This window comes from Enterobacter cloacae complex sp. ECL414 (assembly GCF_021869685.1).
Classification (GTDB): domain Bacteria; phylum Pseudomonadota; class Gammaproteobacteria; order Enterobacterales; family Enterobacteriaceae; genus Enterobacter; species Enterobacter kobei.
Genome location: NZ_CP091481.1, coordinates 3,246,115 through 3,270,425 on the forward strand (window position 1 = coordinate 3,246,115; position 24,311 = coordinate 3,270,425).

General features: G+C 59.2%; 23 protein-coding genes. 9 read left to right on the forward strand and 14 right to left on the reverse strand.

The window, feature by feature from the left end:
- Nucleotides 1-78: 78 nt before the first annotated feature.
- Both nrdB and yfaE read left to right on the forward strand, forming a co-directional pair.
- Nucleotides 79-1,209 (forward strand): class Ia ribonucleoside-diphosphate reductase subunit beta, encoded by a 1,131-nt coding sequence (gene nrdB / locus L3068_RS15555; RefSeq protein ID WP_014884611.1) that lies wholly within the window; start codon nucleotides 79-81, stop codon nucleotides 1,207-1,209.
- Nucleotides 1,209-1,463 (forward strand): class I ribonucleotide reductase maintenance protein YfaE, encoded by a 255-nt coding sequence (yfaE, locus tag L3068_RS15560; RefSeq protein WP_008500234.1) that lies wholly within the window; start codon nucleotides 1,209-1,211, stop codon nucleotides 1,461-1,463. The genes nrdB and yfaE overlap by 1 nt, the downstream gene beginning before the upstream one ends.
- 81 nt (nucleotides 1,464-1,544) lie before the next feature.
- Here the strand turns inward: yfaE and glpQ are convergent, their stop codons facing one another.
- Together glpQ and glpT are read right to left on the reverse strand one after the other, a co-directional pair.
- Entirely contained in the window at nucleotides 1,545-2,600 is a 1,056-nt protein-coding gene (gene glpQ / locus L3068_RS15565; protein ID WP_117580816.1) for a glycerophosphodiester phosphodiesterase, read from the reverse strand.
- 11 nt (nucleotides 2,601-2,611) lie between these two features.
- Nucleotides 2,612-3,964 (reverse strand): glycerol-3-phosphate transporter, encoded by a 1,353-nt coding sequence (gene glpT, locus L3068_RS15570; RefSeq protein WP_014884613.1) that lies wholly within the window; start codon nucleotides 3,962-3,964, stop codon nucleotides 2,612-2,614.
- Nucleotides 3,965-4,216: 252 nt separating this feature from the next.
- On the opposite strand from glpT, the gene glpA reads away from it, so the two are divergent.
- The 3 genes from glpA to glpC are packed head-to-tail and all read left to right on the forward strand — an operon-like array spanning nucleotide 4,217 to nucleotide 8,239.
- Nucleotides 4,217-5,845 carry an anaerobic glycerol-3-phosphate dehydrogenase subunit A gene (glpA, locus tag L3068_RS15575; protein WP_117580813.1) on the forward strand — a complete coding sequence of 543 codons (1,629 nt, stop codon included), beginning with the start codon at nucleotides 4,217-4,219 and terminating at the stop codon, nucleotides 5,843-5,845.
- Nucleotides 5,835-7,052, forward strand: coding sequence for a glycerol-3-phosphate dehydrogenase subunit GlpB (gene glpB / locus L3068_RS15580; protein WP_071922023.1), 1,218 nt, complete (start codon nucleotides 5,835-5,837; stop codon nucleotides 7,050-7,052). The genes glpA and glpB overlap by 11 nt, the downstream gene beginning before the upstream one ends.
- The gene (glpC, locus tag L3068_RS15585) at nucleotides 7,049-8,239 is read left to right on the forward strand and encodes an anaerobic glycerol-3-phosphate dehydrogenase subunit GlpC (protein WP_047344830.1); all 1,191 of its coding nucleotides are present in this window, start codon (nucleotides 7,049-7,051) and stop codon (nucleotides 8,237-8,239) included. The genes glpB and glpC overlap by 4 nt, the downstream gene beginning before the upstream one ends.
- Nucleotides 8,240-8,271: 32 nt before the next feature.
- On the opposite strand, the gene L3068_RS15590 is transcribed toward glpC, so the two are convergent.
- From L3068_RS15590 to tctD, 4 genes are all read right to left on the reverse strand, one after another.
- The gene (locus L3068_RS15590; protein ID WP_117580812.1) at nucleotides 8,272-9,471 is read right to left on the reverse strand and encodes a nicotinamide mononucleotide deamidase-related protein YfaY; all 1,200 of its coding nucleotides are present in this window, start codon (nucleotides 9,469-9,471) and stop codon (nucleotides 8,272-8,274) included.
- Between the two features lie 93 nt (nucleotides 9,472-9,564).
- Nucleotides 9,565-10,104 (reverse strand): YfaZ family outer membrane protein, encoded by a 540-nt coding sequence (locus L3068_RS15595; protein ID WP_023330955.1) that lies wholly within the window; start codon nucleotides 10,102-10,104, stop codon nucleotides 9,565-9,567.
- Nucleotides 10,105-10,233: 129 nt separating this feature from the next.
- On the reverse strand, nucleotides 10,234-11,643 hold the full coding sequence (locus tag L3068_RS15600; protein ID WP_117580810.1) for a sensor histidine kinase: 1,410 nt from the start codon (nucleotides 11,641-11,643) through the stop codon (nucleotides 10,234-10,236).
- Nucleotides 11,630-12,304, reverse strand: a complete 675-nt coding sequence (gene tctD / locus L3068_RS15605) for a transcriptional regulator TctD (RefSeq protein WP_063667306.1) — start codon at nucleotides 12,302-12,304, stop codon at nucleotides 11,630-11,632. Before tctD ends, L3068_RS15600 begins: the two co-directional genes overlap by 14 nt.
- A 141-nt stretch (nucleotides 12,305-12,445) precedes the next feature.
- Here tctD and L3068_RS15610 point away from each other — a divergent pair, with 141 nt between their 5' ends.
- Genes L3068_RS15610 through L3068_RS15620 form a run of 3 tightly spaced genes read left to right on the forward strand, consistent with a single transcriptional unit; the run spans nucleotide 12,446 to nucleotide 15,395 of the window.
- Nucleotides 12,446-13,426 (forward strand): Bug family tripartite tricarboxylate transporter substrate binding protein, encoded by a 981-nt coding sequence (locus L3068_RS15610; RefSeq protein ID WP_063667305.1) that lies wholly within the window; start codon nucleotides 12,446-12,448, stop codon nucleotides 13,424-13,426.
- Nucleotides 13,427-13,437: 11 nt separating this feature from the next.
- Complete coding sequence (locus L3068_RS15615) at nucleotides 13,438-13,869, forward strand: tripartite tricarboxylate transporter TctB family protein (RefSeq protein ID WP_014884622.1); 432 nt, start codon at nucleotides 13,438-13,440, stop codon at nucleotides 13,867-13,869.
- Between the two features lie 11 nt (nucleotides 13,870-13,880).
- The gene (locus tag L3068_RS15620; protein ID WP_014884623.1) at nucleotides 13,881-15,395 is read left to right on the forward strand and encodes a tripartite tricarboxylate transporter permease; all 1,515 of its coding nucleotides are present in this window, start codon (nucleotides 13,881-13,883) and stop codon (nucleotides 15,393-15,395) included.
- Here the strand turns inward: L3068_RS15620 and menE are convergent, their stop codons facing one another.
- The 8 genes from menE to L3068_RS15660 form a co-directional block, all read right to left on the reverse strand.
- Nucleotides 15,396-16,757 (reverse strand): o-succinylbenzoate--CoA ligase, encoded by a 1,362-nt coding sequence (gene menE, locus L3068_RS15625; protein WP_117580806.1) that lies wholly within the window; start codon nucleotides 16,755-16,757, stop codon nucleotides 15,396-15,398.
- On the reverse strand, nucleotides 16,754-17,719 hold the full coding sequence (menC, locus tag L3068_RS15630) for an o-succinylbenzoate synthase (RefSeq protein WP_047344834.1): 966 nt from the start codon (nucleotides 17,717-17,719) through the stop codon (nucleotides 16,754-16,756). Before menC ends, menE begins: the two co-directional genes overlap by 4 nt.
- Nucleotides 17,719-18,576: a 1,4-dihydroxy-2-naphthoyl-CoA synthase gene (gene menB / locus L3068_RS15635; protein WP_013098093.1), complete on the reverse strand. Its 858-nt coding sequence runs from the start codon at nucleotides 18,574-18,576 to the stop codon at nucleotides 17,719-17,721. The genes menC and menB overlap by 1 nt, the downstream gene beginning before the upstream one ends.
- Complete coding sequence (menH, locus tag L3068_RS15640) at nucleotides 18,573-19,349, reverse strand: 2-succinyl-6-hydroxy-2,4-cyclohexadiene-1-carboxylate synthase (RefSeq protein ID WP_047344835.1); 777 nt, start codon at nucleotides 19,347-19,349, stop codon at nucleotides 18,573-18,575. The genes menB and menH overlap by 4 nt, the downstream gene beginning before the upstream one ends.
- Nucleotides 19,346-21,016, reverse strand: coding sequence for a 2-succinyl-5-enolpyruvyl-6-hydroxy-3-cyclohexene-1-carboxylic-acid synthase (gene menD / locus L3068_RS15645; RefSeq protein ID WP_047344836.1), 1,671 nt, complete (start codon nucleotides 21,014-21,016; stop codon nucleotides 19,346-19,348). Before menD ends, menH begins: the two co-directional genes overlap by 4 nt.
- A gap of 88 nt (nucleotides 21,017-21,104) precedes the next feature.
- Complete coding sequence (gene menF / locus L3068_RS15650) at nucleotides 21,105-22,400, reverse strand: isochorismate synthase MenF (protein ID WP_047344837.1); 1,296 nt, start codon at nucleotides 22,398-22,400, stop codon at nucleotides 21,105-21,107.
- A gap of 86 nt (nucleotides 22,401-22,486) precedes the next feature.
- Nucleotides 22,487-22,792: a stress response protein ElaB gene (gene elaB / locus L3068_RS15655; protein WP_008500219.1), complete on the reverse strand. Its 306-nt coding sequence runs from the start codon at nucleotides 22,790-22,792 to the stop codon at nucleotides 22,487-22,489.
- 53 nt (nucleotides 22,793-22,845) lie between these two features.
- On the reverse strand, nucleotides 22,846-23,307 hold the full coding sequence (locus L3068_RS15660) for a GNAT family N-acetyltransferase (RefSeq protein WP_023338569.1): 462 nt from the start codon (nucleotides 23,305-23,307) through the stop codon (nucleotides 22,846-22,848).
- Between the two features lie 71 nt (nucleotides 23,308-23,378).
- Between L3068_RS15660 and rbn the strand changes: the two genes are divergently transcribed.
- Entirely contained in the window at nucleotides 23,379-24,296 is a 918-nt protein-coding gene (gene rbn, locus L3068_RS15665) for a ribonuclease BN (RefSeq protein WP_045268979.1), read from the forward strand.
- Nucleotides 24,297-24,311: the final 15 nt, after the last annotated feature.

Sequence of the window (24,311 nt, forward strand, 5' to 3'; positions counted from 1 at the left end):
GCTTACCCGGCCTACGGTTTTGTAGGCCCGGCAAACGCAGTGTTGCCGGGCAATAAAATCTCAACAGGACTCACCGCAATGGCATACACCACATTTTCACAGACGAAAAACGACCAGCTCAAAGAGCCGATGTTCTTTGGCCAGCCGGTCAACGTGGCACGCTACGATCAGCAAAAATATGACATCTTCGAAAAGCTGATTGAAAAGCAACTCTCCTTCTTCTGGCGTCCGGAAGAAGTAGACGTCTCCCGCGATCGCATTGATTACCAGTCGCTGCCGGATCACGAAAAGCATATCTTCATCAGCAACCTGAAGTACCAGACGCTGCTGGATTCCATTCAGGGCCGTAGCCCGAACGTGGCACTGCTGCCGCTGATTTCCATTCCCGAGCTGGAAACCTGGGTGGAAACCTGGGCGTTCTCCGAGACGATCCACTCCCGCTCTTATACGCATATCATCCGCAACATCGTGAACGATCCGGCGGTGGTGTTTGACGATATCGTCACCAACGAGCAGATCCAGAAGCGTGCGGAAGGCATTGCGCACTATTACGACGAACTGATCGAGATGACCAGCTACTGGCACCTGCTGGGCGAGGGTACGCATAACGTGAACGGTAAAACCGTTACCGTGAACCTGCGCGCGCTGAAAAAACAGCTGTACCTGTGCCTGATGAGCGTCAACGCGCTGGAAGCGATCCGCTTCTACGTGAGCTTCGCCTGCTCCTTCGCCTTTGCCGAGCGCAAGCTGATGGAAGGCAACGCCAAAATCATCCGTCTGATCGCCCGTGACGAAGCCCTGCACCTGACCGGCACCCAGCACATGCTGAACCTGCTGCGCAGCGGTACGGATGACCCTGAAATGGCGGAAATCGCCGAAGAGTGCAAGCAGGAGTGCTATGACCTGTTCGTGCTGGCGGCTCAGCAGGAGAAAGAGTGGGCAGATTACCTGTTCCGCGACGGTTCCATGATTGGCCTGAACAAAGACATTCTCTGCCAGTACGTTGAGTACATCACCAACATCCGTATGCAGGCTGTCGGTCTCGACCTGCCGTTCCAGACGCGTTCTAACCCAATCCCGTGGATCAACACCTGGCTGGTGTCCGATAACGTGCAGGTTGCGCCTCAGGAAGTGGAGGTGAGTTCTTACCTGGTCGGTCAGATTGATTCTGAAGTCAACACTGACGATCTGAGCGACTTCCAGCTCTGATGTCACGCGTCACGTTAAGTCTTTCCGGCACTGAGGTGCTGTGTCGGGAGGAGCACCCTTCTCTGCTGGTGGCGCTTGAGGCGCATCAGGTAGAAGTAGAGTACCAGTGTCGTTCCGGCTATTGCGGCTCCTGCCGCTGCCGTCTGGTCGCCGGCCAGGTGGACTGGCTGACCGAACCACTGGCCTTTATCAACGAAGGGGAAATTTTACCCTGCTGCTGCCGTGCAAAAGGCGATATTGAGATCGAGATGTGATTGCCCTGGTTCCCTCTCCCTGTGGGAGAGGGTTAGTTCGTAGGCCGGGTAAGGCGCAGCCGCCACCCGGCAATTCCAGTGTTAATCCTTCAAAAAACTCACTGCTTTATCCGGGAAATCCGTAAACAACCCGTCCACGCCCGCCTGGTTATACAACACCTCATAAAGCTGATTCACGTCCGTGGCATACGGCGGCAGCTGGTCTGCGCGCACGGTATACGGATGAACCTGCATCTTGCTGACATGCGCCTCTTTCACCATCGCCGTCAGCTTCACGTGACCCGGCGTGGAGCCTTCTGCCACCAGCATGTGGTAATCCGGTCCGATGCCGTCAGCGTACTGCGCAATTTGCTTCATCGCGCCCGGCTTAAACATCCAGTCGTAGTTGTAGTTCACCCACTTCCCGTCCGGCTGTTTCTCCTGGGTTTCATTCCAGTCGGTGTAGGCAATCAGCTGCACCAGATTGAGATCCATCCCCATCTTCGGCTCCAGCTCGGTTTTAATGCGCTTCAGCTCGGCGGCGTCAAAACACTGCAGGTAAACTTTGTCCTTCTTGCTGGTGTAGCCGTACTGCTTCAGGACCTCCAGGGTTTTCGCGGCAATATCCTTCCCTTCCTGATGATGGAACCACGGCGCTTTGATTTCCGGGTAGATACCGATATTTTTACCGGTCGAGTGGTTCAGCCCCTGAACAAACTCTATCTCCTCCTGGAAGGTGTGAATACGGAAGTCAGATTTGCCCATCGGGAAACGTCCCGGATAGACCTGTACCTTCTTGCCGTTTTCAATCTCGAACCCTTCGGTAAACTTCAGGGAGCGGATCTCCGCCAGGGTGAAATCAATGGCGTAGAAACGGCCATCTTTACGCGCGCGGTCCGGGAAACGCTCCGCCACGTCCGTTACGCGGTCAAGATAGTGATCATGCAGGACGACCAGCTGGTCGTCCTTCGTCATCACCAGATCCTGCTCCAGATAATCCGCGCCCTGCGCATAGGCCATCGCTTTCGCCGGCAACGTATGCTCCGGCAGATAGCCGCTCGCGCCGCGGTGGGCAATCACGATTTTATCCGCCGCCAGCGCGGAGCCTGTCATCAGGCCCGCCAGCAGCAGACCGGTGGTTAAATGAGATAATTTCATGGTCATGTTCCTTATTGACGACGCGCCAGCACTTCCGCGTGGTGACGTTTCTCACCGATCATCACGACAATCAACAGCAGTACCGCCAGCACGCTACCGCCAATCATCACCATAAAGCCGCCGTCCCAACCGAAGAAGTCAACGGTGTAGCCCACGATGGCGCTCGCCGCGACCGAACCGCCCAGGTAGCCGAACAGACCGGTAAAGCCTGCCGCCGTGCCCGCCGCTTTTTTCGGTGCCAGTTCCAGGGCATGCAGGCCAATCAGCATGACCGGGCCATAAATCAGGAAGCCGATGACGATCATACAGGCCATGTCTACGCCCGGGTTGCCCGGCGGGTTGAGCCAGTACACCACGGTGGCGATGGTCACCAGGGTCATGAAGAACACGCCTGTTGCACCACGGTTACCTTTAAACACTTTGTCCGACATCCAGCCGCAGATCAGCGTGCCCGGGATCCCCGCGTATTCATACAGGAAGTAGGCCCAGGATGATTTATCCAGCGCGAAGTGTTTCACCTCTTTCAGGTAGGTCGGTGACCAGTCCAGAATGCCGTAACGCAGCAGATAAACGAACACGTTGGCCACCGCGATGTACCACAGCAGTTTGTTAGGCAGCACGTACTTCATGAAGATCTGCTTCGCGGTCAGCTCTTCTTCGTGCTTCTCGCTGTAATCATCCGGGTAGTCGTCTTTATACTCTTCAATCGGCGGCAGGCCGCAGGATTGCGGCGTATCGCGCATCAGCGCGAAGGCAATAATCGCCACCAGAATGGCGCCAAACGCAGGCATGTAGAGCGCAGCGTGCCAGTCGTTGAACCAGGCCATCCCCAGCAGGAACAGAAGAGGCGGGATCCCCCCGCCCACGTTATGCGCGCAGTTCCACACCGACACAATGCCGCCGCGCTCTTTCTGCGACCACCAGTGCACCATGGTACGTCCGCATGGCGGCCATCCCATCCCCTGGAACCAGCCACAGAGGAACAGCAGCACGAACATAACGGCAATGCTGGAGGTTGCCCACGGCACAAAACCCATGAACAACATCACCGCAGCCGCCAGAATCAGACCGGCGGGCAGAAACACGCGCGGATTCGAGCGATCCGACACGGACCCCATAATGAACTTGGAAAAACCATACGCGATAGAGATCCCCGACAGCGCGAACCCCAGATCGCCGCGTGAAAAGCCCTGCTCCACCAGATACGGCATGGCGAGCGCAAAGTTTTTACGCACCAGATAGTACGCCGCGTACCCGAAGAAGATCCCCAGGAAAATTTGCCAACGCAGACGACGGTATAGCGGATCAATCTCTGCCTCTGGCAGACGCGCCCGATGCGGCGCGGGTTTGAAAATACTGAGCATGACAGCCTCCGTGGCCTTGAATTGAATGAGCAGGTGGCTCGCACCTGAATTCCAGAGCCGGGGATGTTAAGAAATCATGGTGATTGTTACTGTGAATCAACGCACAGATTGTTACAGAAATATGACAGAATGCGCAAAAAAGCGCATGAAATCACGTTTCACTTTCGAATTTCGCGCGTTTATGTTCGAAATCAAACAAACCACAGTTTTCATGTGGCTAAATGATAAAAAAACGAACATTGAGGGAAGACAATGACAATTCACGATCCTCGCTACAGCGATGTGATTATCATTGGCGGTGGTGCCACCGGCGCCGGTATCGCTCGCGATTGCGCCCTTCGCGGATTAAGCGTCACGCTTCTGGAACGCCACGATATTGCCACGGGCGCGACCGGGCGAAACCACGGTCTGCTCCACAGCGGCGCGCGATATGCCGTCACTGACGGTGAGTCGGCACGGGAATGTATTGCGGAAAACCAGATCCTCAAGCGTATCGCCCACCACTGCATTGAACCGACCGATGGCCTCTTTATCACCCTTCCCGAAGATGACCTCGCCTTTCAGGAAACCTTTATCACCGCCTGTAACGCAGCAGGTATTCAGGCGGAGGCCATGGATCCGGCGCGGGCACGGCAGCTGGAACCGTCGGTCAACCCGGCGCTTATTGGCGCAGTGAAAGTCCCGGATGGCACCGTCGATCCGTTCCGCCTGACCGCCGCCAATATGCTGGATGCCCGGGAACATGGGGCGCGCATTCTGACCGGACATGAAGTGACCGGACTTATCCGCGAAGGCCAGCGCGTCTGCGGCGTGCGGGTGTTTGATACGCAATACCACGAACACAGCGAACTGTTTGCCTCCGTCGTCATTAATGCCGCGGGGATCTGGGGGCAGCGCATTGCAGAATACGCTGACCTGTCGGTGCGCATGTTCCCGGCGAAAGGCTCGCTGCTGATCCTCGACCATCGCATCAATAACCATGTGATCAACCGCTGCCGCAAACCGTCTGATGCCGATATCCTCGTGCCGGGCGATACCATTTCGCTGATTGGTACGACCTCAACCCACGTCGACTACAGCGACATTGACTACAACCGCGTGACCGCCGAAGAGGTGGATATCCTGCTGCGTGAAGGTGAGAAACTGGCCCCGGTTATGGCCCAGACGCGTATTCTGCGTGCCTACGCGGGCGTGCGTCCTCTTGTCGCCAGCGATAACGATCCGAGCGGACGTAACGTTAGCCGGGGCATCGTGCTGCTCGACCACGCCGAACGCGACGGCATGGACGGATTTATCACCATTACAGGCGGCAAACTAATGACCTACCGCCTGATGGCCGAATGGGCCACCGATGCAGTCTGCCGCAAGCTGGGGAATACCGAGCCGTGCGTGACGGCAGAACAACCGCTGCCGGGATCGCGTCAGTCCACCGAAAAAACGTTGCAAAAAATCATCTCCCTGCCCGCCCCGCTGCGCGGTTCCGCGATTTACCGCCACGGGGACAGAACACCGGTCTGGCTCGGCGAAGGTCGGCTGAGCCACAGCCTGGTGTGCGAGTGCGAAGCCGTCACCGCGGGCGAGGTGCAATACGCGGTGGAGAACCTGACGGTCAAGAGCCTGCTCGATCTCCGCCGTCGCACCCGCGTCGGCATGGGAACCTGTCAGGGTAAACTGTGCGCCTGCCGTGCGGCGGGTCTGCTGCAGCGTTTTCATACCACGACTGCCACCCAGTCGCTCGATCAGCTCAGCGCCTTTTTAAACGAGCGCTGGAAAGGCATTCAGCCTGTCGCCTGGGGCGATGCCCTGCGTGAGAGCGAGTTTACCCGCTGGGTCTACCAGGGGCTTTGCGGTCTTGAGAAGGAGCAACACGATGAAATTTGATACCGTGATTGTCGGCGGCGGGCTGGCGGGCTTGCTCTGTGGCATCAAGCTCACGAAGCAGGGGCTGCGCTGCGCCATTATCACCCGGGGCCAGAGTGCCCTGCACTTCTCGTCGGGATCGCTGGATCTGGTGGACGACACGTACCGCGACAAACTGCCGCCGGAGCACCCGTATCATCGGGTTGGCGCGCAGCATATTGACCGCTTTGCGCTGGAAACCGAAGCGCTGCTGGCTGACTGCGGTGCGCGTCTGAAGGGGAGCGCCAGGCAAAATCATCAACGCATCACGCCGCTTGGCACCCTGCGTTCCGCGTGGCTCAGCCCGGAGGAGGTCCCCGTTGCCCCTGTGAGCACAGGACGGGTAAGGGTCGTGGGTATTAGCGGCTTTCTGGATTTTCAGCCCCATCTAGCGGCGGCGTCACTGTGTCGCCAGGGCGTGAACGCCGAGACGGCAGAGATAGAACTGCCTGAACTGGATGTCCTGCGCGAAAACCCGAGCGAGTTTCGCGCGGTGAATATCGCCCGCTTTCTGGATAACGAAGACAGATGGCCGCTGCTGTATGAGGCGCTCAGACCGCTCGGTGAAACCTGCGATACGCTGTTGATGCCTGCCTGCTTTGGACTCAGCGATAACCGCCTGTGGCGCTGGCTGTCGGACCGTCTGCCCTGCTCGCTCGGCCTGCTGCCAACGCTTCCCCCTTCCGTGCCCGGCATTCGCCTGCATACCCAGCTCCAGCGCCAGTTTGTGGCGCTGGGCGGCGTGTGGATGGCGGGTGACGAGGTGAAAAAAATCACCCTGACGGACGGCGCGGTGAGTGAAATCTGGACCCGCAACCACGGTGATATTCCGCTTCGCGCCCGCTATACGGTGCTGGCAAGCGGCAGTTTCTTCAGCAACGGGCTGCTGAGCAGCCGGGAGGGCATCCGGGAAGCCATTATGGGGCTTGATGTCCGGCAAGGCGCGTCCCGCGCGGACTGGTATCAGAGTGATTTCTTCTCGCCGCAGCCCTGGCAACAGTTCGGCGTGATGGTTGATAACCAGCTGCACCCGCAACTGTCCGGTAAGCCCGTCAGGAATCTCTTTGCCATTGGCTCGCTGTTGGGCGGATATGATCCCATAACTCAGGGGTGCGGTGGCGGGGTCTGCGCCGTCACGGCGCTGTATGTGGCAGAGCAGATTAGCCAGCGCGCGGAGGCGGAACAATGAACGATACCCGTTTTGAAAGCTGCATTAAATGCACGGTCTGCACGACCGTCTGCCCGGTCAGCGGCGTGAACCCGCGCTATCCCGGACCGAAACAGGCCGGGCCTGACGGCGAGCGTCTGCGTCTGAAGGACGGTAAGCTGTACGACGAGGCGCTGAAATACTGTATCAACTGCAAACGCTGCGAAGTTGCCTGCCCGTCGGATGTGAAAATCGGCGATATCATCCAGCGCGCCAGGGCGCGCTACAGCACGCAAAAGCCGTCCCTGCGCGATGCCATCCTCAGCCATACCGACCTGATGGGCAGCGTCTCAACGCCGTTTGCCCCGCTGGTCAATGCCGCGACCGCCCTCAAACCGGTGCGCCAGCTGCTGGATGCCACGCTGAAGATAGACCATCACCGCAGCCTGCCGAAATATTCTCACGGCACCTTCCGCCGCTGGTACAAATCCGTCGCGGCGGAGCAGGCGCAGTATGCCGAGCAGGTCGCCTTTTTCCACGGCTGCTACGTGAATTACAACCATCCACAGTTAGGCAAAGACCTGCTGAAGGTGCTAAACGCCATGGGAACCGGCGTGCAGCTGCTCAGCAAGGAGAAGTGCTGCGGCGTACCGCTGATTGCCAACGGATTTACCGATAAAGCGCGCAAACAGGCACAAAGCAATGTGACTTCCCTGCGCGAAGCCATCGTCGACAAAGGCATACCGGTGCTGGCGACCTCGTCCACTTGCACCTTCACCCTGCGCGATGAGTATCCGCACCTGCTGGATGTCGATAACGGCGGGCTGCGTGAGCACATCGAGCTGGCAACACGCTTCCTGTGGCGCAAGCTGGACAGCGGGCAGACGTTGTCGCTGGGGAAATTGCCCCTGAAAGTGGTGTATCACACCCCGTGTCATATGGAGAAAATGGGCTGGTCGCTCTATACGCTTGAGCTGCTGCGGTTAATTCCCGGACTTGAGCTGACGGTGCTGGATTCGCGCTGCTGCGGGATTGCGGGAACCTACGGCTTTAAGCGCGAAAACTACGCAACCTCCCAGGCGATTGGCGCCCCGCTGTTCCGACAGATCGAAGAGAGCGGCGCGGATATCGTGGTGACCGACTGCGAAACCTGTAAATGGCAGATCGAGATGTCCACCAGCAAGCGCTGTGAGCATCCGATTACCCTGTTGGCGAACGCGCTGGGCTGAACATGGCCGGGGCGAACGCCCCGGCACAAACATTACTCGACGAACAGCGACTCAACAACGTTAATCCAGCCGTGCTCGCTGGCGACCTCTTTGCCATTGAGCCAGCGGCGCAGCATATTCAGCGCCATCATGGCGCAGACTTCCTGACGCACCGCCAGACTGTGGCGAGTGATGCTCATTTTGCCCCTCAGAGCCCAGGTCCCCTCCGGCGTCGCCAGCGCGACGTTAAGGTGTTCCTCATCCAGCCCACCCACGAACAGCGCCAGACCGGCAAAATGTTTAACCCGTCGCTCCGAGGCCCAGCGGGCGGTTTGCGCCAGGGTCTCCTGCTGGAACGGCACCACTTCGCTGGCCAGCAGCGGCGCGCTGGCGCGCGACAATTGCAGCGCCAGCAGGCCACCGGTGAACTGCTCGCTTAAGGTCACGCTCAGCTGACGATCCTGCAGGTGCTTCGCAATCTGCGCAGGCAACCCCTCCGTCCCTTCAAAGATCAGGCTCTCGCCCGCCACGCGCTGCACTTCGGGCCACAGGGCCAGCATCGCCGCTTTCTGCGTCGCCGGTCCTGTCAGCTTGAGCTCAATGATCGGCATAGAGGAGCGATAGCCCATGGACACGCCCGGCGGCAATTGCAGGTGGTCAAGACTCTGGGCCAGATCGCTTTCAGAACGGCCAAACGTGGTCAGTCGCAGGCACAGCGGAGGTTCAGGCAGGGTAAAACGGTCGCGAAGGCGCGGCAGGATCTGCTGCTCAACCATCACTTTAAATTCGGAAGGTACGCCGGGCGTGAAGAACATCAGGCAACGGTTCAGCTGCAGGGCAAACCCGCACGCGGTGCCGACCGGGTTATCAACCAGCTCAGCACTGGCGGGGATTTCAGCCTGCTTGCGGTTGCTGGGGGCCATAACGCGGCCACGTTCGGAGAAAAAGCGTTCCATCTGTGAAAGCCATGCCTCATGCAGCACCAGCCCTTCACCTTTTGCGGTTGCGGCGGCCAGCGCGCTGAGATCGTCACTGGTAGGACCGAGTCCGCCATTCACGATCAGCACATCGCAGTGTTCGCTCCGCTCACGCAGAATGCTGACCAGCGACTCAAGATTGTCGCCTACCGTATTGCGACGCGTTAACGGTAATCCTTGCTCAAAGAAAAGATCGGCAAGCCAGGCAGCATTGGTATCAATAATTTGTCCATGCAGCACTTCGTCGCCGGTGGATAACATCTCCACGTTAATCATTGTGTTCTCCCGCTTATTTGGTGAAAACACTATAGCGCAATCGCGGGAGGGAGAAGAGAGAAACTGGCGCGACGGAACGCCGCGCCGACAGGATTAGAAGCCTGCGCTTACGCCCACGTAGGGACCGTCGGCCAGCGCGTTGTCGCGGTTGCCGTCTTTGCCCGCCAGGTTCAGGTAGCGATAGCCCGCTTCGATGGTAATCGGACGCATGATGGTCCAGCGCGCGCCGGCGTTGGCTTCTTCATAGCTGTCGATACCGCTGGAGAGCGAGTCCGGAGAGTAGTAATACTCGCCAAACAGACCGAAGCTGTCGCCAATTTTCCACTGCAGGCCGCCACCCACCGCTGCCGCATACCCTTCGTCACCGTCGTTCGGGTTGGTATAGATACCTTTACCGCCGACGGTCGCCAGGAATGGACCAAGAGGAATGTTCAGACCCAGACCGAGACTTGCCGCATCGCCGTCGTCATCGTTATGCGTCCAGCCACCGGTCATCGCCAGACCGGAAGTCTCTGTTCCCAGGCCAAAGCCCAGGTGGGTATAGTCCTGACCCGCCGAGCCGTTGAAGCTGATGGCGTTAGCCGCCGCAGATACAACCATCAGGCCGAAGCCCAGTAATGCCACTTTTTTCATTGTCATGATCCCGCGCAATTTTATAGAGAAGTCCCAAAACCGCGAGATTTTAACCTGAGTCTCCCGGGGATCAAGCACTCTGCGTGCGGCGGGGGGGAAGATTGTAACGATTTGAAACTTGCGGCTTTTTTATGCAAGCAACAGAAAGCGCATTTTGACACACAGGCCACCCAGGGATTCACTGCGGTTGAGTTGCAAATGGCTGCGGTGCAGCCGGGCAATGTCACCCGCCAGTGCCAGCCCGATCCCGGAACCGGCAGCGTCCCCGACGTTGTCCAGGCGGTGGAAAGGGAGCATTGCCTGGTGGATCTGATCCTCTTCAATGCCGGGGCCGCTGTCTTCAACGCGCAGCTCAACGGCACCGGCCTCCGCGCGCAGGAAAACGGTCACGGTCCCGCCTGCTGGGGTATATTTAATCGCGTTCTCCAGCAGGTTAGCGCACAGTTCGCCCAGCAGGACGTCATCGCCTTCGATCATGACCGGCTGCTCCACACCGTCGTAACCCAGATCGATCCCTTTGCTCCGCGCCTGCGCCAGTCGGGAGAAGCAGCAGTTCTGCACCACCTGAACCAAATCCACAGGCGAGAACTGACGATCGCCCTGCTCTCTCCCCTTCACCGCCGAAAGCTGCAACAGCCGCTCGGTGAGTACGATAGTCTCATTCAGCGTGGCGTTCATTGCCCGCAGACTCTCCTGCCACAAAGCGGGATCCTGGCGAGTAAGCGCGACAGACACCTGTGTTTTAAGTACCGCCAGCGGCGTTTTGAGCTGGTGCGATGCATCCGCGTTGAAACGTTCCTGACGCGAAAGCACGCCGCGCAGACGGTCGATATAGCGGTTAAAAGCCACAATCAGCAGCCGGGTCTCGGACCAGGGCAGCAGCTCCGGCAGCGGTGCCAGCAGGCCCGGCTCGCGCCGCACCATCAGCGAGGAGAGCTGGCGCATCGGGCGCAACACGCGGCGCAGCATCCAGGCGGTTAGCACCAGCGTCAGCAGCACCAGCAGCCCCTGCGAAACCCAGGATGAAAAGAGCAACTGGCTGGCGAGATAGCGGCGTGACTGGAGCGTCTCCGCAACGTAAATTTCCGCCATGCCAAAAATAGAATCTTGATTCACGGGCTGCAGCAGACGCGCCACCCGAATCGCCTGCCCGCGATATTCGGTATGGTAAAACCACGCCAGCGCGGGGTAGAGCGTGGTACGCGACGTTGCAGGCGGCATCTTCGGCAGATCGTCATAGCCGGAGATCACCCGCCCGTCGGGGTCGACCACCTTGTAATAGAGCCGGTCGTTCATGTTGAGCTCAAAGCTATCAAGCACCACCCAGGGCACGTCCACCGCCAGCTTGCCGTCGCGTACCTCCAGCCGTTCCGAGATGGTGCGGGCAGAGGATAACAGCGTGCGGTCGTAAGCCTGCGTGGCCGCCTGCAACGCGCTGACGTAGCTGTTAAAGGCTGACAATCCCCACAGCAACAGTAGCGGCAGGCCAAGGAAAAGCAGCAGTTGCAGGTAGAGCGACTGCGGCTTAAACCCTCTCATCGCCGCACTCCAGCACGTATCCCAGCCCCCGTAACGTGGTGATCCGCACGCCGCTGTCGGTGAGCTTCTTTCGCAGGCGGTGAATATATAGATCGATACTTTCAGGGCTGACGTCGTCGTTCAGGCTGAACACCTGGTCAAAAAGCTGCTGCCGCGAAACCGGACGGGTGCGGCGGTGCATCAGCACTTTCAGCAAAGAGAGCTCGCGCGGCGTCAGGGAAAGCGGTTCATCGCGGAGCAGGAAAAAGCCCTCGTCGTCATACTCCAGTTCCCCAAGACGCTGGCGTTCCTGCGTGCGCCCCTCGCTTCTGCGCAACAGGGCACGCAGCCGGGCGTCAAGCTCCTCCAGCTCAAACGGTTTTGGCAGATAATCATCCGCCCCGGCGTTCAGGCCCTTTACCCGGTCCGCCACGTTGCTGCGCGCAGTCAGGAACAGGACGGGCAGCGTCTGCCCCCGTTTTCTGAGGCGATGGACCACTTCCAGGCCGTCAAAACCGGGCATGCCGATGTCCAGAATAGCAACCGCGTAATGTTCTCCCTGCAGCAGATGGTCGGCGGCACGCCCGTCAGACACGCAATCCACGGCGAAGCCCTCCTGCACCAGTGCTTTCTCCAGCCAGTGAGCCAGCTCACGATTATCTTCTGCCAGTAAGAGACGCATGTCACATCCTGTAAAGTTGGTTCCCCATTGAAAGGGAAATGAAAGGTTATTGTTTTAACAATCACGCAACGGAACCGCTACAAGGCGGTTCACATAATCAGAAAAAAGACCCATACCCGTACCCCGGCGTGAGGATAAACGATGAAAAAACACTTACTTTCTACCCTTGCTGCAAGCGCATTCCTGTTGAGTACCTCTGTCGTTCAGGCGCAGGACGCCCCGTCCCGTACCGAATGTATCGCCCCGGCCAAACCGGGTGGCGGTTTCGATCTCACCTGCAAATTGATTCAGGTCAGCATGCTGGAGACGAAGGCCATCGAGAAACCGATGCGCGTGACCTACATGCCCGGCGGCGTGGGCGCGGTGGCCTATAACGCCATCGTCGCACAACGACCTGCGGAAGCGGGGACGGTGGTGGCCTTCTCCGGTGGTTCACTGCTGAACCTGTCTCAGGGCAAGTTTGGCCGTTATGGCGTGGATGACGTGCGCTGGCTGGCGACCGTCGGTACCGACTACGGGATGATTGCCGTGCGTGCCGACTCACCGTGGAAGTCCCTGAAAGACCTACTCACCGCCATGGAAAAAGATCCGAACAGCGTGGTGATTGGCGCAGGCGCGTCGATCGGTAGCCAGGACTGGATGAAAGCCGCCCTTCTCGCGCAACAGGCGAAGGTTGACCCACACAAAATGCGCTACGTGGCCTTTGAAGGCGGCGGCGAGCCGGTTACGGCACTGATGGGCAACCACGTTCAGGCCGTTTCCGGCGATCTCAGCGAGATGGTGCCCTACCTGAACGGGGACAAAATCCGCGTGCTGGCGGCCTTCTCGGAAAACCGTCTGCCGGGACAGCTGGCTAACGTGCCGACCGCCAAAGAGCAGGGTTACAACCTGGTCTGGCCAATCATCCGCGGGTTCTTCGTCGGGCCAAAAGTGACCGATGCCGAGTACCAGTGGTGGGTCGACGCGTTCAACAAACTCCAGCAGACCGAAGCGTTTAAGAAACAGCGCGATCTGCGCGGGCTGTTTGAATTTAACCTGACCGGTAAGCCACTGGATGAGTACGTCAAAAAACAGGTGAATGACTACCGCGAGCAGGCGAAAGCCTTTGGCCTGGCGAAATAACCGGAGGCGCTATGAGCGATCGTATTTTTGCCGGGATATGGCTGCTGCTCTGCGTTGGCGGGATGTTTGTCGCCTGGCAGATCCACAGCGAATACAGCTATGAACCCGTAGGGCCACGCCCCTTCCCGATGGGCATCGTCGGCCTGATGCTGCTCTGCTCGGTGGCGCTGCTGTTGCGCCACCCGGACACCGTCGAGTGGCCACCGCGTCGCATTCTGCAGCGTCTGCTGGTGATGGTCATTGTCCTGCTGATGTACGCCTGGGGCTTTGAATGGCTCGGCTTCCCGGTGGCGACCGCCATCCTGACGATGGTGATCGGCATGCTGTTTAACGCCACCCTTCCCGCGGCAGGGATCTCAGGCGTGGTGATGGGGATTTTACTGTGGTACGCCTTTGACCGCCTGCTGGACGTGACGTTACCGCTCGGCGCCTGGCTTAATTAACGGAGCACGCTATGGATACCTGGATTTACCTCTCACAGGGGTTCGCCGTGGCGATGACCCCGGAAAACCTGGTGATCGCCCTGATCGGCTGTTTCGTGGGCACGATTGTCGGCCTGCTGCCGGGTCTTGGGCCGATCAACGGGGTAGCAATTTTACTTCCGCTGGCCTTTGCCCTGCATCTGCCTGCGGAATCGGCGCTGATCCTGCTGGCAACGGTCTATATCGGCTGTGAATATGGCGGGCGCATCTCGTCGATCCTGCTTAACGTGCCGGGAGATGCGGCGGCGATCATGACCGCGCTGGATGGCTATCCGATGGCGCGACAGGGTCGCGGGGGCGTGGCGCTCTCCATTTCAGCGGTCAGTTCGTTCTTTGGCTCGCTGGTTGCCATTGGCGGCATCATTCTGTTTGCGCCTGCGCTGGCCCAGTGGTCGCTGGCGTTTGGTCCGGCAGAATATTTTGCCCTGATGGTGTTTGCCATTGCCTGCCTCGGCAGCATGATGGCGCAAAATCCGCTCAAGTCGTTTTTGTCCGCGCTGATTGGCTTAGGGTTAGCCACCGTCGGCGTGGATGCCAACACCGGGGTCTATCGCTTTACCTTCGACAGCGTTCACCTGTCCGACGGCGTGCAGTTTATCGTGGTCGTGATTGGTCTGTTCTCTGTCTCTGAAATCTTACTGATGCTGGAACATACCAGCAGCGGGCAGACGCTGGTGCGCAAAACCGGCCGAATGCTCTTTAGCGCTAAAGAGGGCGCGCAGTGCATCGGCACCACGCTGCGCTCATCGGTAATTGGCTTCTTTGTCGGCATCCTGCCGGGCGCCGGGGCCACCATCGCCAGCGCCATTACCTACATGACCGAGAAAAAGCTCAGCGGCAACAGCGACAGCTTTGGTAAAGGCGATATTCGCGGCGTGGCGGCGCCTGAGGCGGCCAATAACGCCTCGGCCTGTGGCTCGTTTATCCCGATGCTGACCCTTGGCGTACCGGGCTCCGGCACCACGGCGGTGATGATGGGCGCCCTGACGCTCTACAACATCACGCCGGGACCGGCAATGTTTACCGAGCAGCCGGATATTGTCTGGGGGCTGATTGCCGCCCTGCTGATCGCTAACGTGATGCTGCTGGTGATGAATATCCCGCTGATTGGGCTGTTCACCCGCATGTTGACCATTCCCCTGTGGTTCCTGGTCCCGGCGATTGCCGCCGTCTCTGCTGTAGGGGTGTACGCGGTGCACAGCACCACGTTTGACCTGGTGCTGATGGTGGTCCTGGGCGTGCTGGGATACATACTCCGTAAGATGCACTTCCCGATGTCACCGCTGATTCTGGGGTTCGTGCTTGGCGAGATGCTGGAGCAGAACCTGCGCCGCGCGCTGTCCATCAGTAACGGCAATATGTCGATCCTGTGGGACAGCAGCGTCGCGAAGGTCCTGTTAGCGCTGGCAATCATGGTGATTGTGGTGCCGCCGGTATTACGCCTGCTGCGTCGTCGCCAGCGCAAACCGGAGCCGGATATCGGATAATTACGCCGACAGCTGGGCATTCACCCACTGTTTTAACGCCTGGCGGGAGATCTTAATCCCGCCATTTTTTAGCTCCGCCGGCAGTACCAGCCAGTGGACCGGCTGCTCAAAGCGCGCCAGTCTGCCCTGGATCCAGTCAGGAAATTGCGCGATATCCGTTCCCGGCTCGCACTCCACCACCGCCACCGGACGTTGTCCAAACTCGGCATCGTCCAGCGGGACGATAAACACCTGGTTAATCTGCGGGTGTGCGGCGATAACACGTTCCAGCGATTCCGGCTGGATCCCCTCTCCTCCGCTGAAAAAGAGATTGTCTATGCGGCCTAAAATCGTCAGTCGCCCGTTATGCCATTCCCCACGGTCGCGGGTGGCGAACCATCCCTGCGCATTGGTCAACGGCATCAGCGCACCGTCCCGCCAGTAGCCGGAAGCCATACTTTCCGCCCTGATCCAGACTTCACCGTCAACGACCTGCACCTCTCTGCCCGGCAGCGCATACCCTACGTCCGGCTCTCCGTCTGCCTCTTTCGCACAGACGGTAGAGGCAAACTCGGTCAGGCCGTAACCGCAGAAGGAGTGAATACCCTGTTCGCGCGCCTGCTGTGTTAAATCAACGGGGATTGCAGCCCCGCCCAACAGCACCGCTTTCAGTGCAACAGGCTTGTGACGATTAAGCAGACGCCAGAGCTGGGTCGGCACCAGCGAGGCGTGGGTGCAGCCGCGTAACGCCTGTTCCAGAGGTTGTTTCTCGCGCACCGTTAAGCGTGCCCCGGCCACCAGCCAGCGCCATAAAATTCCCTGACCGGAAACGTGAAACAGCGGCAGCGAAAGGAGCCAGTCGTCGTTGTCCCCATAGGGCATCAGCGACAACACGCCGCGCGCGCTGGCAAGGTGGGCGGCACAGGTATGCACCGCCGCCTTCGGTAGCCCGCTCGAGCCGGAAGTGAGCGTCATCGAGGCCAGCCGCGCCGGTTGCCATGCAACGCGGTATGCATCGGCTGGCTCACGCATGCTCAGGGCAGGAAGAGCGTCGTAGCTGCCGTCCAGCACCAGCGCAAAGCGCAGGGTCATCTGGGGGAGCAGCACGTCCAGCAGCGGACGCGGCAGCTGTGGATTCACTGGAAGAATACGCGCGCCGCACTGGAGCAGCGCCAGCCATGCCATCAGCGTTTGCGGGTGGTTATAGGCCAACAGCAGAACACCGTCACCCTCCTCCACCCCCTGCTGATGAAAGCCCGCGGCAAGGCGATCGATACGCGTGCACAGCTGTTGCCAGCTCAGCGCGTCGTCGTTCAGCCTGAGAGCAGGTTTGTCGGCAAACTGCGCACACCAGTGCCGCCATGGCCAGTCGGTAAAACTCATAGCAGCGGCTCCAGCGCCTCAACGCTGAGGCACGGCAGCGCGCTGTCCGGCCACTGGCGGAGAAGCTGAGCCTGCATCAGGTTCAGCGTATCGAGGCCGGGGACAGCGTCAGGCGTTAACCAGGCGGCAATACGTGCCAGCTGGGTCAGCCCAAGGCTGGACTCAATCGACGAACTGATCACCGCCGTCAGACCCAGCGCATGCGCCGCGGCAACCTGCTCGCGGACCTTCGCCAGGCTGCCGGTTAACGTCGGTTTAATCACCACTGCGCTGACGCCCGGCTCGGCAATAAATTCAAAATCGTCTTCGCGCAGGCTTTCATCCCAGGCGATAGCAATCCCCGTTTCACGAGCAAACGCGCGCGAATCGTCGCGGGTTTTGCACGGCTCTTCCAGGAAGGCGATGCGGCTGCGGTACGCCGGGTTGACGTATTTCGCAAACTGCTGCGCCTTAAGCGGCGTCCAGGCGCGGTTTGCGTCAAGACGCAGGTGCAAATCGGGAATCGCTTCCAGCAGCAGGTTGGCAACCATTCCGTCGCGCACCGCTTCGTAGAGACCGACCTTAATTTTCGCCACTTTCTCGCCCGGCATGGTGGAGAGCAACGCAAAGAGCTCGTCCGGGTCGCCCGTGCACAGCGGTGCCGCGCGGTAATTGCCCTCTTCCGGCAGGCTGCCCTCCAGTTCTGCCAGCGCACAGCTGATACCAAAGGCCGCAGAAGGCACGTCCGGCAACGCCGGGTTCGCGCCCTCGCGCCACGCACCTGCCCACGCCAGCAGCGCAGCCTTTGCATCATCGAGCGATTCCAGGCTAAAGCCCGGCAGCGGCGAAATCTCGCCCCAGCCTTCTCGCTCACCCTGCTGGAGATGCACAAAGAAGCCATCACGGGTTTTTAACCGCCGTTCACGCAGCACCACGCCCGCGTCCATCGGTATCTGCCAGCGGTAAACCTGCGCGCGACGCATTACGGGTTCCGTTTGTATTTGCTGAAATCAGGCTGGCGTTTTTCGTTAAACGCGTTGCGTCCTTCCTGACCCTCTTCGGTCATGTAGAACAGCATGGTGGCGTTGCCCGCCAGCTCCTGCAGGCCCGCCTGACCGTCACAGTCAGCGTTGAGTGCCGCCTTCAGGCAGCGCAGCGCCATTGGGCTGTTTTGCAGCATTTCACGGCACCAGCGGACGGTCTCTTTTTCGAGATCGGCAATCGGTACCACGGTATTCACCAGGCCCATATCCAGCGCTTCCTGGGCGTTGTACTGACGGCACAGGAACCAGATTTCACGCGCTTTTTTCTGCCCGACGATGCGCGCCATGTAGGAAGCGCCCCAGCCGCCGTCGAAAGAGCCCACTTTCGGACCGGTCTGGCCGAAGATGGCGTTCTCGGCGGCAATGGTCAGGTCACACATCATGTGCAGCACATGACCGCCGCCGATGGAGTAACCCGCCACCATCGCCACCACCGGTTTCGGGCAGGTGCGGATCTGGCGCTGGAAATCGAGCACGTTCAGGTGATGCGTACCCGCATCGTCCTGGTATCCGCCGTAGTCACCGCGCACTTTCTGATCGCCACCGGAGCAGAAGGCTTTCTCACCTTCGCCGGTCAGGACAATCACGCCGATGTTATCGTCATAGCGAGCATCCGCCAGGGCCTGGATCATCTCCTTGACGGTCAGCGGACGGAAGGCGTTACGCACCTGCGGACGGTTGATGGTGATTTTGGCGATGCCGTCAGCGGATTTGTGGTAACGAATGTCGGTGTAGCCTTCGGAGCAGTCTTGCCATTCGACCGGCGCGTAAAGCATGTTTTCATCAGGATAGATCATAGAGTGTCCTTTGTTCGAAGACGCAGTATCTGAGCCAGACTCGCGGCGACCGCAGCGGGGTTTTCCCGGTGGGCGTTGTGTCCGGCGTTTGGAATTTCATGGCGAACGGCGTGCAGTTCGGCGGCAAGGGCCGCGAACTTTTTATCACGTTCGCCATAGAGGTAATCAAAAGAGAAATGGCGGGTGCTGAGCGCGAGACGTAAATCCGGCTGCCCGGCCAGCGAGGTCGCTTCAAGCATTTTCGCCAGCGTTATGCCGTTGTTTTGGCTGCGCAGGGTAATAAGCGCCTTCCGCTCAGCGTCCGGGAGAGAGGCAAACACCGGCTGCTGGTACCAGTCAGCAAAGACCTTATCCAGCGGTTCGGTGCGAAAACGTGTCGCCCAGCGGTGGTCGGATACCCGCCGCGCATGGCGATCGTCGGCGTTCTGCAGGCCCGGATGTCCGCCCTCAACCATCACGCCCAACAGCCCCTTCGGCTGCTGGCAGGCGTGAAACATCGCAATGCGGCCGCCGAGGGAGTACCCCACCAGCCAGAAATTCAGTATGTTGTAACTAAGCAGAGTCCGGGTCAACAAATCGCTCATCTCCTCGAACCCCGTCACGGTAATATTCCGGGATTCACCGTGCCCCGGCAGGTCAAGATAGAGCCGGGGATACTCGCTCAGCGTCTCCCCGACAACCTGCCACTCGCGGCAGTCTCCGGAAAAACCGTGCAAAAAGACCAGACAGGGATAGCCTGGTTCTCCGGTCTGCTGCACGCCTGCGAGGATCACAGCTGGCTCACCTGTGCCAGCAGGCTTTGCAGGCTCTGCGCACCGTCGGCATCGTTCACGACCAGCTCAATCAGCGTCGCGCCCGGTTGCTTCCAGGCGCTGCTTAGCGCTGTTTCCAGCTGTTCCCAGCTCTCCGGGCGGTGATATTTCAGGCTGAACATTGCCGCAGCATGTTCAAACTGCACGTTCTGCGGCATCAGATAGAAACGCTCACGCTCGCTCTGGGGCGTTGGCAACAGAGAGAAAATCTGCCCGCCGTTGTTGTTCACGACGATCAGCACAAACGGTGCGGAAGCCTGACGCAGCAGCGCCAGCGCGTTGAGATCGTAAAGCGCGGAGAGATCGCCCACGATCGCCAGCGTCGATTTCGCGCTGGCGCGCTGCACGCCCGCCGCCGTCGAGATCAGCCCGTCGATGCCGCTGGCGCCGCGGTTGCTATAAACCGGGTAGCCCGCAGGCAGCTTCGAAAAGGCGTCAATCAGACGCACCACCAGGCTATTACCGACAAACAGCTGGCCCTGTTCAGGCAGATACTGACGAATACGGTGCGCCAGACCGGCTTCGCTGAATGTCTCACAGTGCGCTTTGGTGATTTCCCACGCCTGACGAGATAATTCGGGGATTGCCACCGCCCAGGGTTGACGTTTTTCCGCCGGATGCAGTTCCAGCCAGCTCTCAATGTTGCTCACCAGACGGCGGCCGCGATGGTGCGCCGGGTCAAGCCGCCCTTCCAGCGGGTCGACCAGCCAGTACTCTTCCGGCGTGCAGGTCGCCTGCCACTGCAGCAGGCGTTTCCCGGTCAGGCTGGCGCCGATCTGAACCACAATCTGCGCCTGTGAAAGCTCAGTGACCGCCTTCGCATTCCCGAGCCAGAGATCGGCGCACGGCAGCGGCTGACCGGTCTGGGAAAGCACGTCGCCAATCAGCGGCCAGCCGAGGGTTTGCGCCCATTCGGCGACCCGCCTGCCTTCGGCGGCGCTCATGCGCCCGGCAATAACCACGCCGCGTTTTTGGCGCCAGAAGAACCAGTCGCGCTGTTTCGCGCTCTCAAGATGCGTTTGCCCGCGCAGCCACGGTTTTTCACTCTGCCACCAGTTACCGAGGGAGCGCTGCCAGTCAAGGCCGGTATCGTCCAGTTCGCCATACAGCGGCTCGGCAAATGGACAGTTAATGTGCAACGCCCCGCTGCGCAATGTCTCCATGGCGTGATCGACCGTGGAGACCAGCCAGCTTGCCGGAATATCCTGGGTAGGACGCGGCAGCGAAACCGTCTGCGAAGGATGCGAAGAAAAGAGTCCCGGCTGGCGAATGGCCTGATTCGCTCCGCAGTCGATAAGCTCAGGAGGACGGTCGGCCGTCAGCAGGATCAGCTTTTCACCGGTTAGCCCGGCTTCAATCAGGGCCGGGTAGAGGTTCGCCACGGCGGTACCGGAGGTGACAATCACCGCCACAGGTTCTTTGCTGACCTTTGCCAGCCCAAGCGCCAGATGCCCAAGGCCACGCTCATCAAAATGGGTGTGATGAATCAATGCCCGATTTTCGGCGGCCGCCAGCGTCAGCGGCGTTGAGCGAGAACCCGGTGCAATACACACGTGCCTGACGCCATGGCGCGTCAGGGCTTCAAGGATCACCGCCGCCCAGCGTCGGTTAAAAGAACTTACTGACATGAGATTGTCCGGTATCAAGAATGCGACACAGTATAAATAATAGAAAAAATTGGAATTTTGATATGAATCGGGATTGCGCGAATCAGTATTAATCCCTAAGGAGCAGAGAGCGCAAGCCAGCGGCTTTGTTTTCGATCTCCTGCCACTCCTGCTCCGGGTCAGATCCGCTGACGATGCCCGCCCCGGCGTAGAGCCGCAGGGCGTCATCCTGGACGCGCGCCGAGCGCAACGCCACACAGAACTCGCTTTGATCGGGCGATAAATACCCGGCCGAACCGGCGTACCATTCGCGGTTGAAAGGCTCAACGTTGTGGATAAACGCACGCGCGGGCTGTCGCGGAAGGCCGGCAACAGCGGCTGTCGGCTGGAGCACATGCAGACACAATTCGTCATCGGCCTGTTTTAGCTCCGTCCAGATACAGCGTCGTAAATGCTGTACTTTACGCAGCCGGACGACCTGAGCAGGCAATACCTCAAGCGTCTGCGTATGGTGCTGAAGACGCTGACAGATATCTTCCACGACCAGCATATTTTCACGCTGGTTTTTATCATCATTCAGCAACCACTCGCCCAGGCGCTGCGCCTGTTTATCATCCGTATGGCTGGCGACGGTGCCCGCCAGCGCTTCGGTGCGCAGCAGCTTGCCACGTCGCCGCCAGAGGCGCTCGGGCGTGGAGCCGAGGAACGCGTTGCGGGCGTCGAATACCATGCAGAAATGATAGCAGTTGAGATTCAGGGCGCGGCTGGCGGCCATCAGAGCGACAGGATTAACCCGCTGTTTACACTGCAGATCGGTGGCCCGGGCAAGCACGACCTTTTCGAAATCGCCGCGCGCGATAGTCTCCGTCGCCTTGCCGATAAGGGTCAACCATTCCGGTTTTTGCGGCAGATGCGTTTCGCGCTCAACCTGGACAGACAGCGGACGAATGGCTCTGGCTGGACGGAGTTGCTGGAGTAATTCCAGGGCAGTGCACGCGTCGTCCTGAAGCGAGCTATCGCTCCACAGCTGCAGGCGCAAGGTGGCGTTGCCAGCGGTACGTCGCCAGAGCAGGCGCGGCAGAAAAAGACTGCCCTGCTCCGGGCTGAATGCGTTGAGGCCGCAGATGCGAGTCTCTTTTGGCGCATGTTCTGCACGCAAAAACTGTGAGGCCAGCGCCAGAGAGGAAAATTGGGTGACCGCCCCCAGCGCAGCCAGCTCTTCATCACCGTTACGCTGCTGCCAGTAAAATTGCGGATAGCACTGCTGCTCGCCAAGCCAGGCGAGAGGATCGAAGGCGTCGTTTAACGGGAAAGAGACGTCGAAATGACGCAGGCCGGGTGTAGCGGGTAACGCTTGCGAAAGCTGGGTTTGCAGTTGCTCCAGCGCAAGGAAAATCGAATTCACGCGAACCTCTCCCTGTTAAAACCGCATATTATACGGGGTACTGAACATAAATAGCAGTACCCACGTATAGGGAGTGGTTAAGCGGCTTAACGACGGGCCAGCAGCAGGCCCAGCACCAGCCCTACGGCAGCACCCACCCCAATGCCCTGCCACGGTTTTTCATGGACATAGTCATCGGCACGATAAACCGCTTTTTTGGCACGGTAGTAGTAAGTATCAGACGCATGGCTGACGCGGTTTTTCACTTCATGCAGCGCCTGTTCAGCACGGGCTTTTAACTCAATATATTTCTGATCGGCAGGGTCGCCCGAGGAACGTAACACCTCTTCCAGCGTTTCGCTCAGCAAAGCCAGGTCGTCGTCGATACGGGTATCCCAGGATTGAAATGACATATTTTTCTCCATGTTAGTACACCAGTCCGCTAACTATAGACAACGACGTGCCATTACGCCTGTTTCACTTCCCGTGCCATGCCGATGTGCGGGATGCCATCTTCGTCATAAACGTCGGTAACCGGCGTAAAACCAAAATGGCCGTAGAAGGGTTGCAGGTGCGCCTGCGCGCCCAGGTATAACGCCTTGTCCGGCCACTGTTTCCGGCACGCATCCAGCGTTTTTTCCATCAGCTGATAGCCGAGTTTTTCGCCCCGTGCTTTGTTGCTGACAATGACGCGACCTATCACGACGGGCTCAAAATCGTCCTCGCTTTTCAGAATCCTCGCATACGCCACCAGCTCGTTGTCCTTCCAGCCGAGGATATGACGGTTTTCCCCTGTGAGATCATCACCGTCGATATCCTGATACGGACAGGTTTGTTCAACCACAAACACTTCGCAGCGCAGTTTGAGCAGCGCGTAGAGCGACTGAACGGTGAGCTCACTATGGTGTAAATCTTGCCACTGGATCATCTCTTTCTCCTTCCTGGGGTTCATCACGTTATACTAAACCCCTCCCCGTTCGGCAAAGGGCTGATTGCATTATGGAACTGATATTTCTGGGGACGTCTGCTGGCGTGCCAACCCGATCACGAAATGTGACCGCGATACTGCTGGATCTTAAACATCCCACCCGTGGCGGGCTATGGCTGTTTGACTGTGGTGAAGGGACACAACATCAGCTTTTACATACCGCTTATCACCCCGGCAAGCTGGATAAAATTTTCATCACTCACCTGCATGGCGACCATCTTTTTGGCCTTCCCGGTTTGCTTTGCAGCCGCTCAATGGCCGGTAATGCCAACCCGCTGACGATTTATGGGCCTGTGGGGATCCGGGAATTTGTTGAAACCGCGCTACGCCTCAGCGGCTCCTGGACCGACTATCCGCTTGAGGTCGTTGAGATTACCGAAGGCCTGGTTTTCGACGATGGGGATTATCAGGTCACCGCCCGACCGCTTAATCATCCGGTGGAGTGCTATGGCTACCGCATTGAGGAACACGACAAACCCGGCGCACTGGATGCCGCCGCGCTCATCGCCGATGGCGTAAAGCCTGGACCGCTGTTCCAGCGCCTGAAGCACGGACAGCACGTTACGCTGGAGGACGGGCGCATCATCAACGGCCAGGATTATCTCGCCGCACCTCAGCCGGGCAAAAAACTGGCCATTTTTGGCGACACGGCACCGTGCCCTGCCGCCGTTCAGCTTGCTCAGGGCGTGGACGTGATGGTGCATGAAGCCACCCTGGAGACGGCGATGGAAGAGAAAGCCAACAGTCGGGGCCATAGCTCAACGCGTCAGGCGGCGCTGCTTGCCCGTGACGCGGCTGTCGGCAGGCTCATTATCACCCATGTCAGCTCGCGTTACGACGCGCGGGGGTGCGAAAGCCTGCTGGCAGAGTGTCGGGCGCTGTTCCCGGAATGTGAGCTGGCCGAAGATTTCGCTAAGGTCAGCGTTTAGCCCTTCATTTTTCCC

What these genes read in the sequence shown, in the direction of transcription:
- nrdB (WP_014884611.1), top strand. Translation starts at nt 79, where the DNA reads ATGGCATACACCACATTTTCACAGACGAAAAACGACCAGCTCAAAGAG.
- yfaE (WP_008500234.1), top strand. Translation starts at nt 1,209, where the DNA reads ATGTCACGCGTCACGTTAAGTCTTTCCGGCACTGAGGTGCTGTGTCGG.
- glpQ (WP_117580816.1), bottom strand. Translation starts at nt 2,600, where the DNA reads ATGAAATTATCTCATTTAACCACCGGTCTGCTGCTGGCGGGCCTGATG.
- glpT (WP_014884613.1), bottom strand. Translation starts at nt 3,964, where the DNA reads ATGCTCAGTATTTTCAAACCCGCGCCGCATCGGGCGCGTCTGCCAGAG.
- glpA (WP_117580813.1), top strand. Translation starts at nt 4,217, where the DNA reads ATGACAATTCACGATCCTCGCTACAGCGATGTGATTATCATTGGCGGT.
- glpB (WP_071922023.1), top strand. Translation starts at nt 5,835, where the DNA reads ATGAAATTTGATACCGTGATTGTCGGCGGCGGGCTGGCGGGCTTGCTC.
- glpC (WP_047344830.1), top strand. Translation starts at nt 7,049, where the DNA reads ATGAACGATACCCGTTTTGAAAGCTGCATTAAATGCACGGTCTGCACG.
- L3068_RS15590 (WP_117580812.1), bottom strand. Translation starts at nt 9,471, where the DNA reads ATGATTAACGTGGAGATGTTATCCACCGGCGACGAAGTGCTGCATGGA.
- L3068_RS15595 (WP_023330955.1), bottom strand. Translation starts at nt 10,104, where the DNA reads ATGAAAAAAGTGGCATTACTGGGCTTCGGCCTGATGGTTGTATCTGCG.
- L3068_RS15600 (WP_117580810.1), bottom strand. Translation starts at nt 11,643, where the DNA reads ATGAGAGGGTTTAAGCCGCAGTCGCTCTACCTGCAACTGCTGCTTTTC.
- tctD (WP_063667306.1), bottom strand. Translation starts at nt 12,304, where the DNA reads ATGCGTCTCTTACTGGCAGAAGATAATCGTGAGCTGGCTCACTGGCTG.
- L3068_RS15610 (WP_063667305.1), top strand. Translation starts at nt 12,446, where the DNA reads ATGAAAAAACACTTACTTTCTACCCTTGCTGCAAGCGCATTCCTGTTG.
- L3068_RS15615 (WP_014884622.1), top strand. Translation starts at nt 13,438, where the DNA reads ATGAGCGATCGTATTTTTGCCGGGATATGGCTGCTGCTCTGCGTTGGC.
- L3068_RS15620 (WP_014884623.1), top strand. Translation starts at nt 13,881, where the DNA reads ATGGATACCTGGATTTACCTCTCACAGGGGTTCGCCGTGGCGATGACC.
- menE (WP_117580806.1), bottom strand. Translation starts at nt 16,757, where the DNA reads ATGAGTTTTACCGACTGGCCATGGCGGCACTGGTGTGCGCAGTTTGCC.
- menC (WP_047344834.1), bottom strand. Translation starts at nt 17,719, where the DNA reads ATGCGTCGCGCGCAGGTTTACCGCTGGCAGATACCGATGGACGCGGGC.
- menB (WP_013098093.1), bottom strand. Translation starts at nt 18,576, where the DNA reads ATGATCTATCCTGATGAAAACATGCTTTACGCGCCGGTCGAATGGCAA.
- menD (WP_047344836.1), bottom strand. Translation starts at nt 21,016, where the DNA reads ATGTCAGTAAGTTCTTTTAACCGACGCTGGGCGGCGGTGATCCTTGAA.
- elaB (WP_008500219.1), bottom strand. Translation starts at nt 22,792, where the DNA reads ATGTCATTTCAATCCTGGGATACCCGTATCGACGACGACCTGGCTTTG.
- L3068_RS15660 (WP_023338569.1), bottom strand. Translation starts at nt 23,307, where the DNA reads ATGATCCAGTGGCAAGATTTACACCATAGTGAGCTCACCGTTCAGTCG.
- rbn (WP_045268979.1), top strand. Translation starts at nt 23,379, where the DNA reads ATGGAACTGATATTTCTGGGGACGTCTGCTGGCGTGCCAACCCGATCA.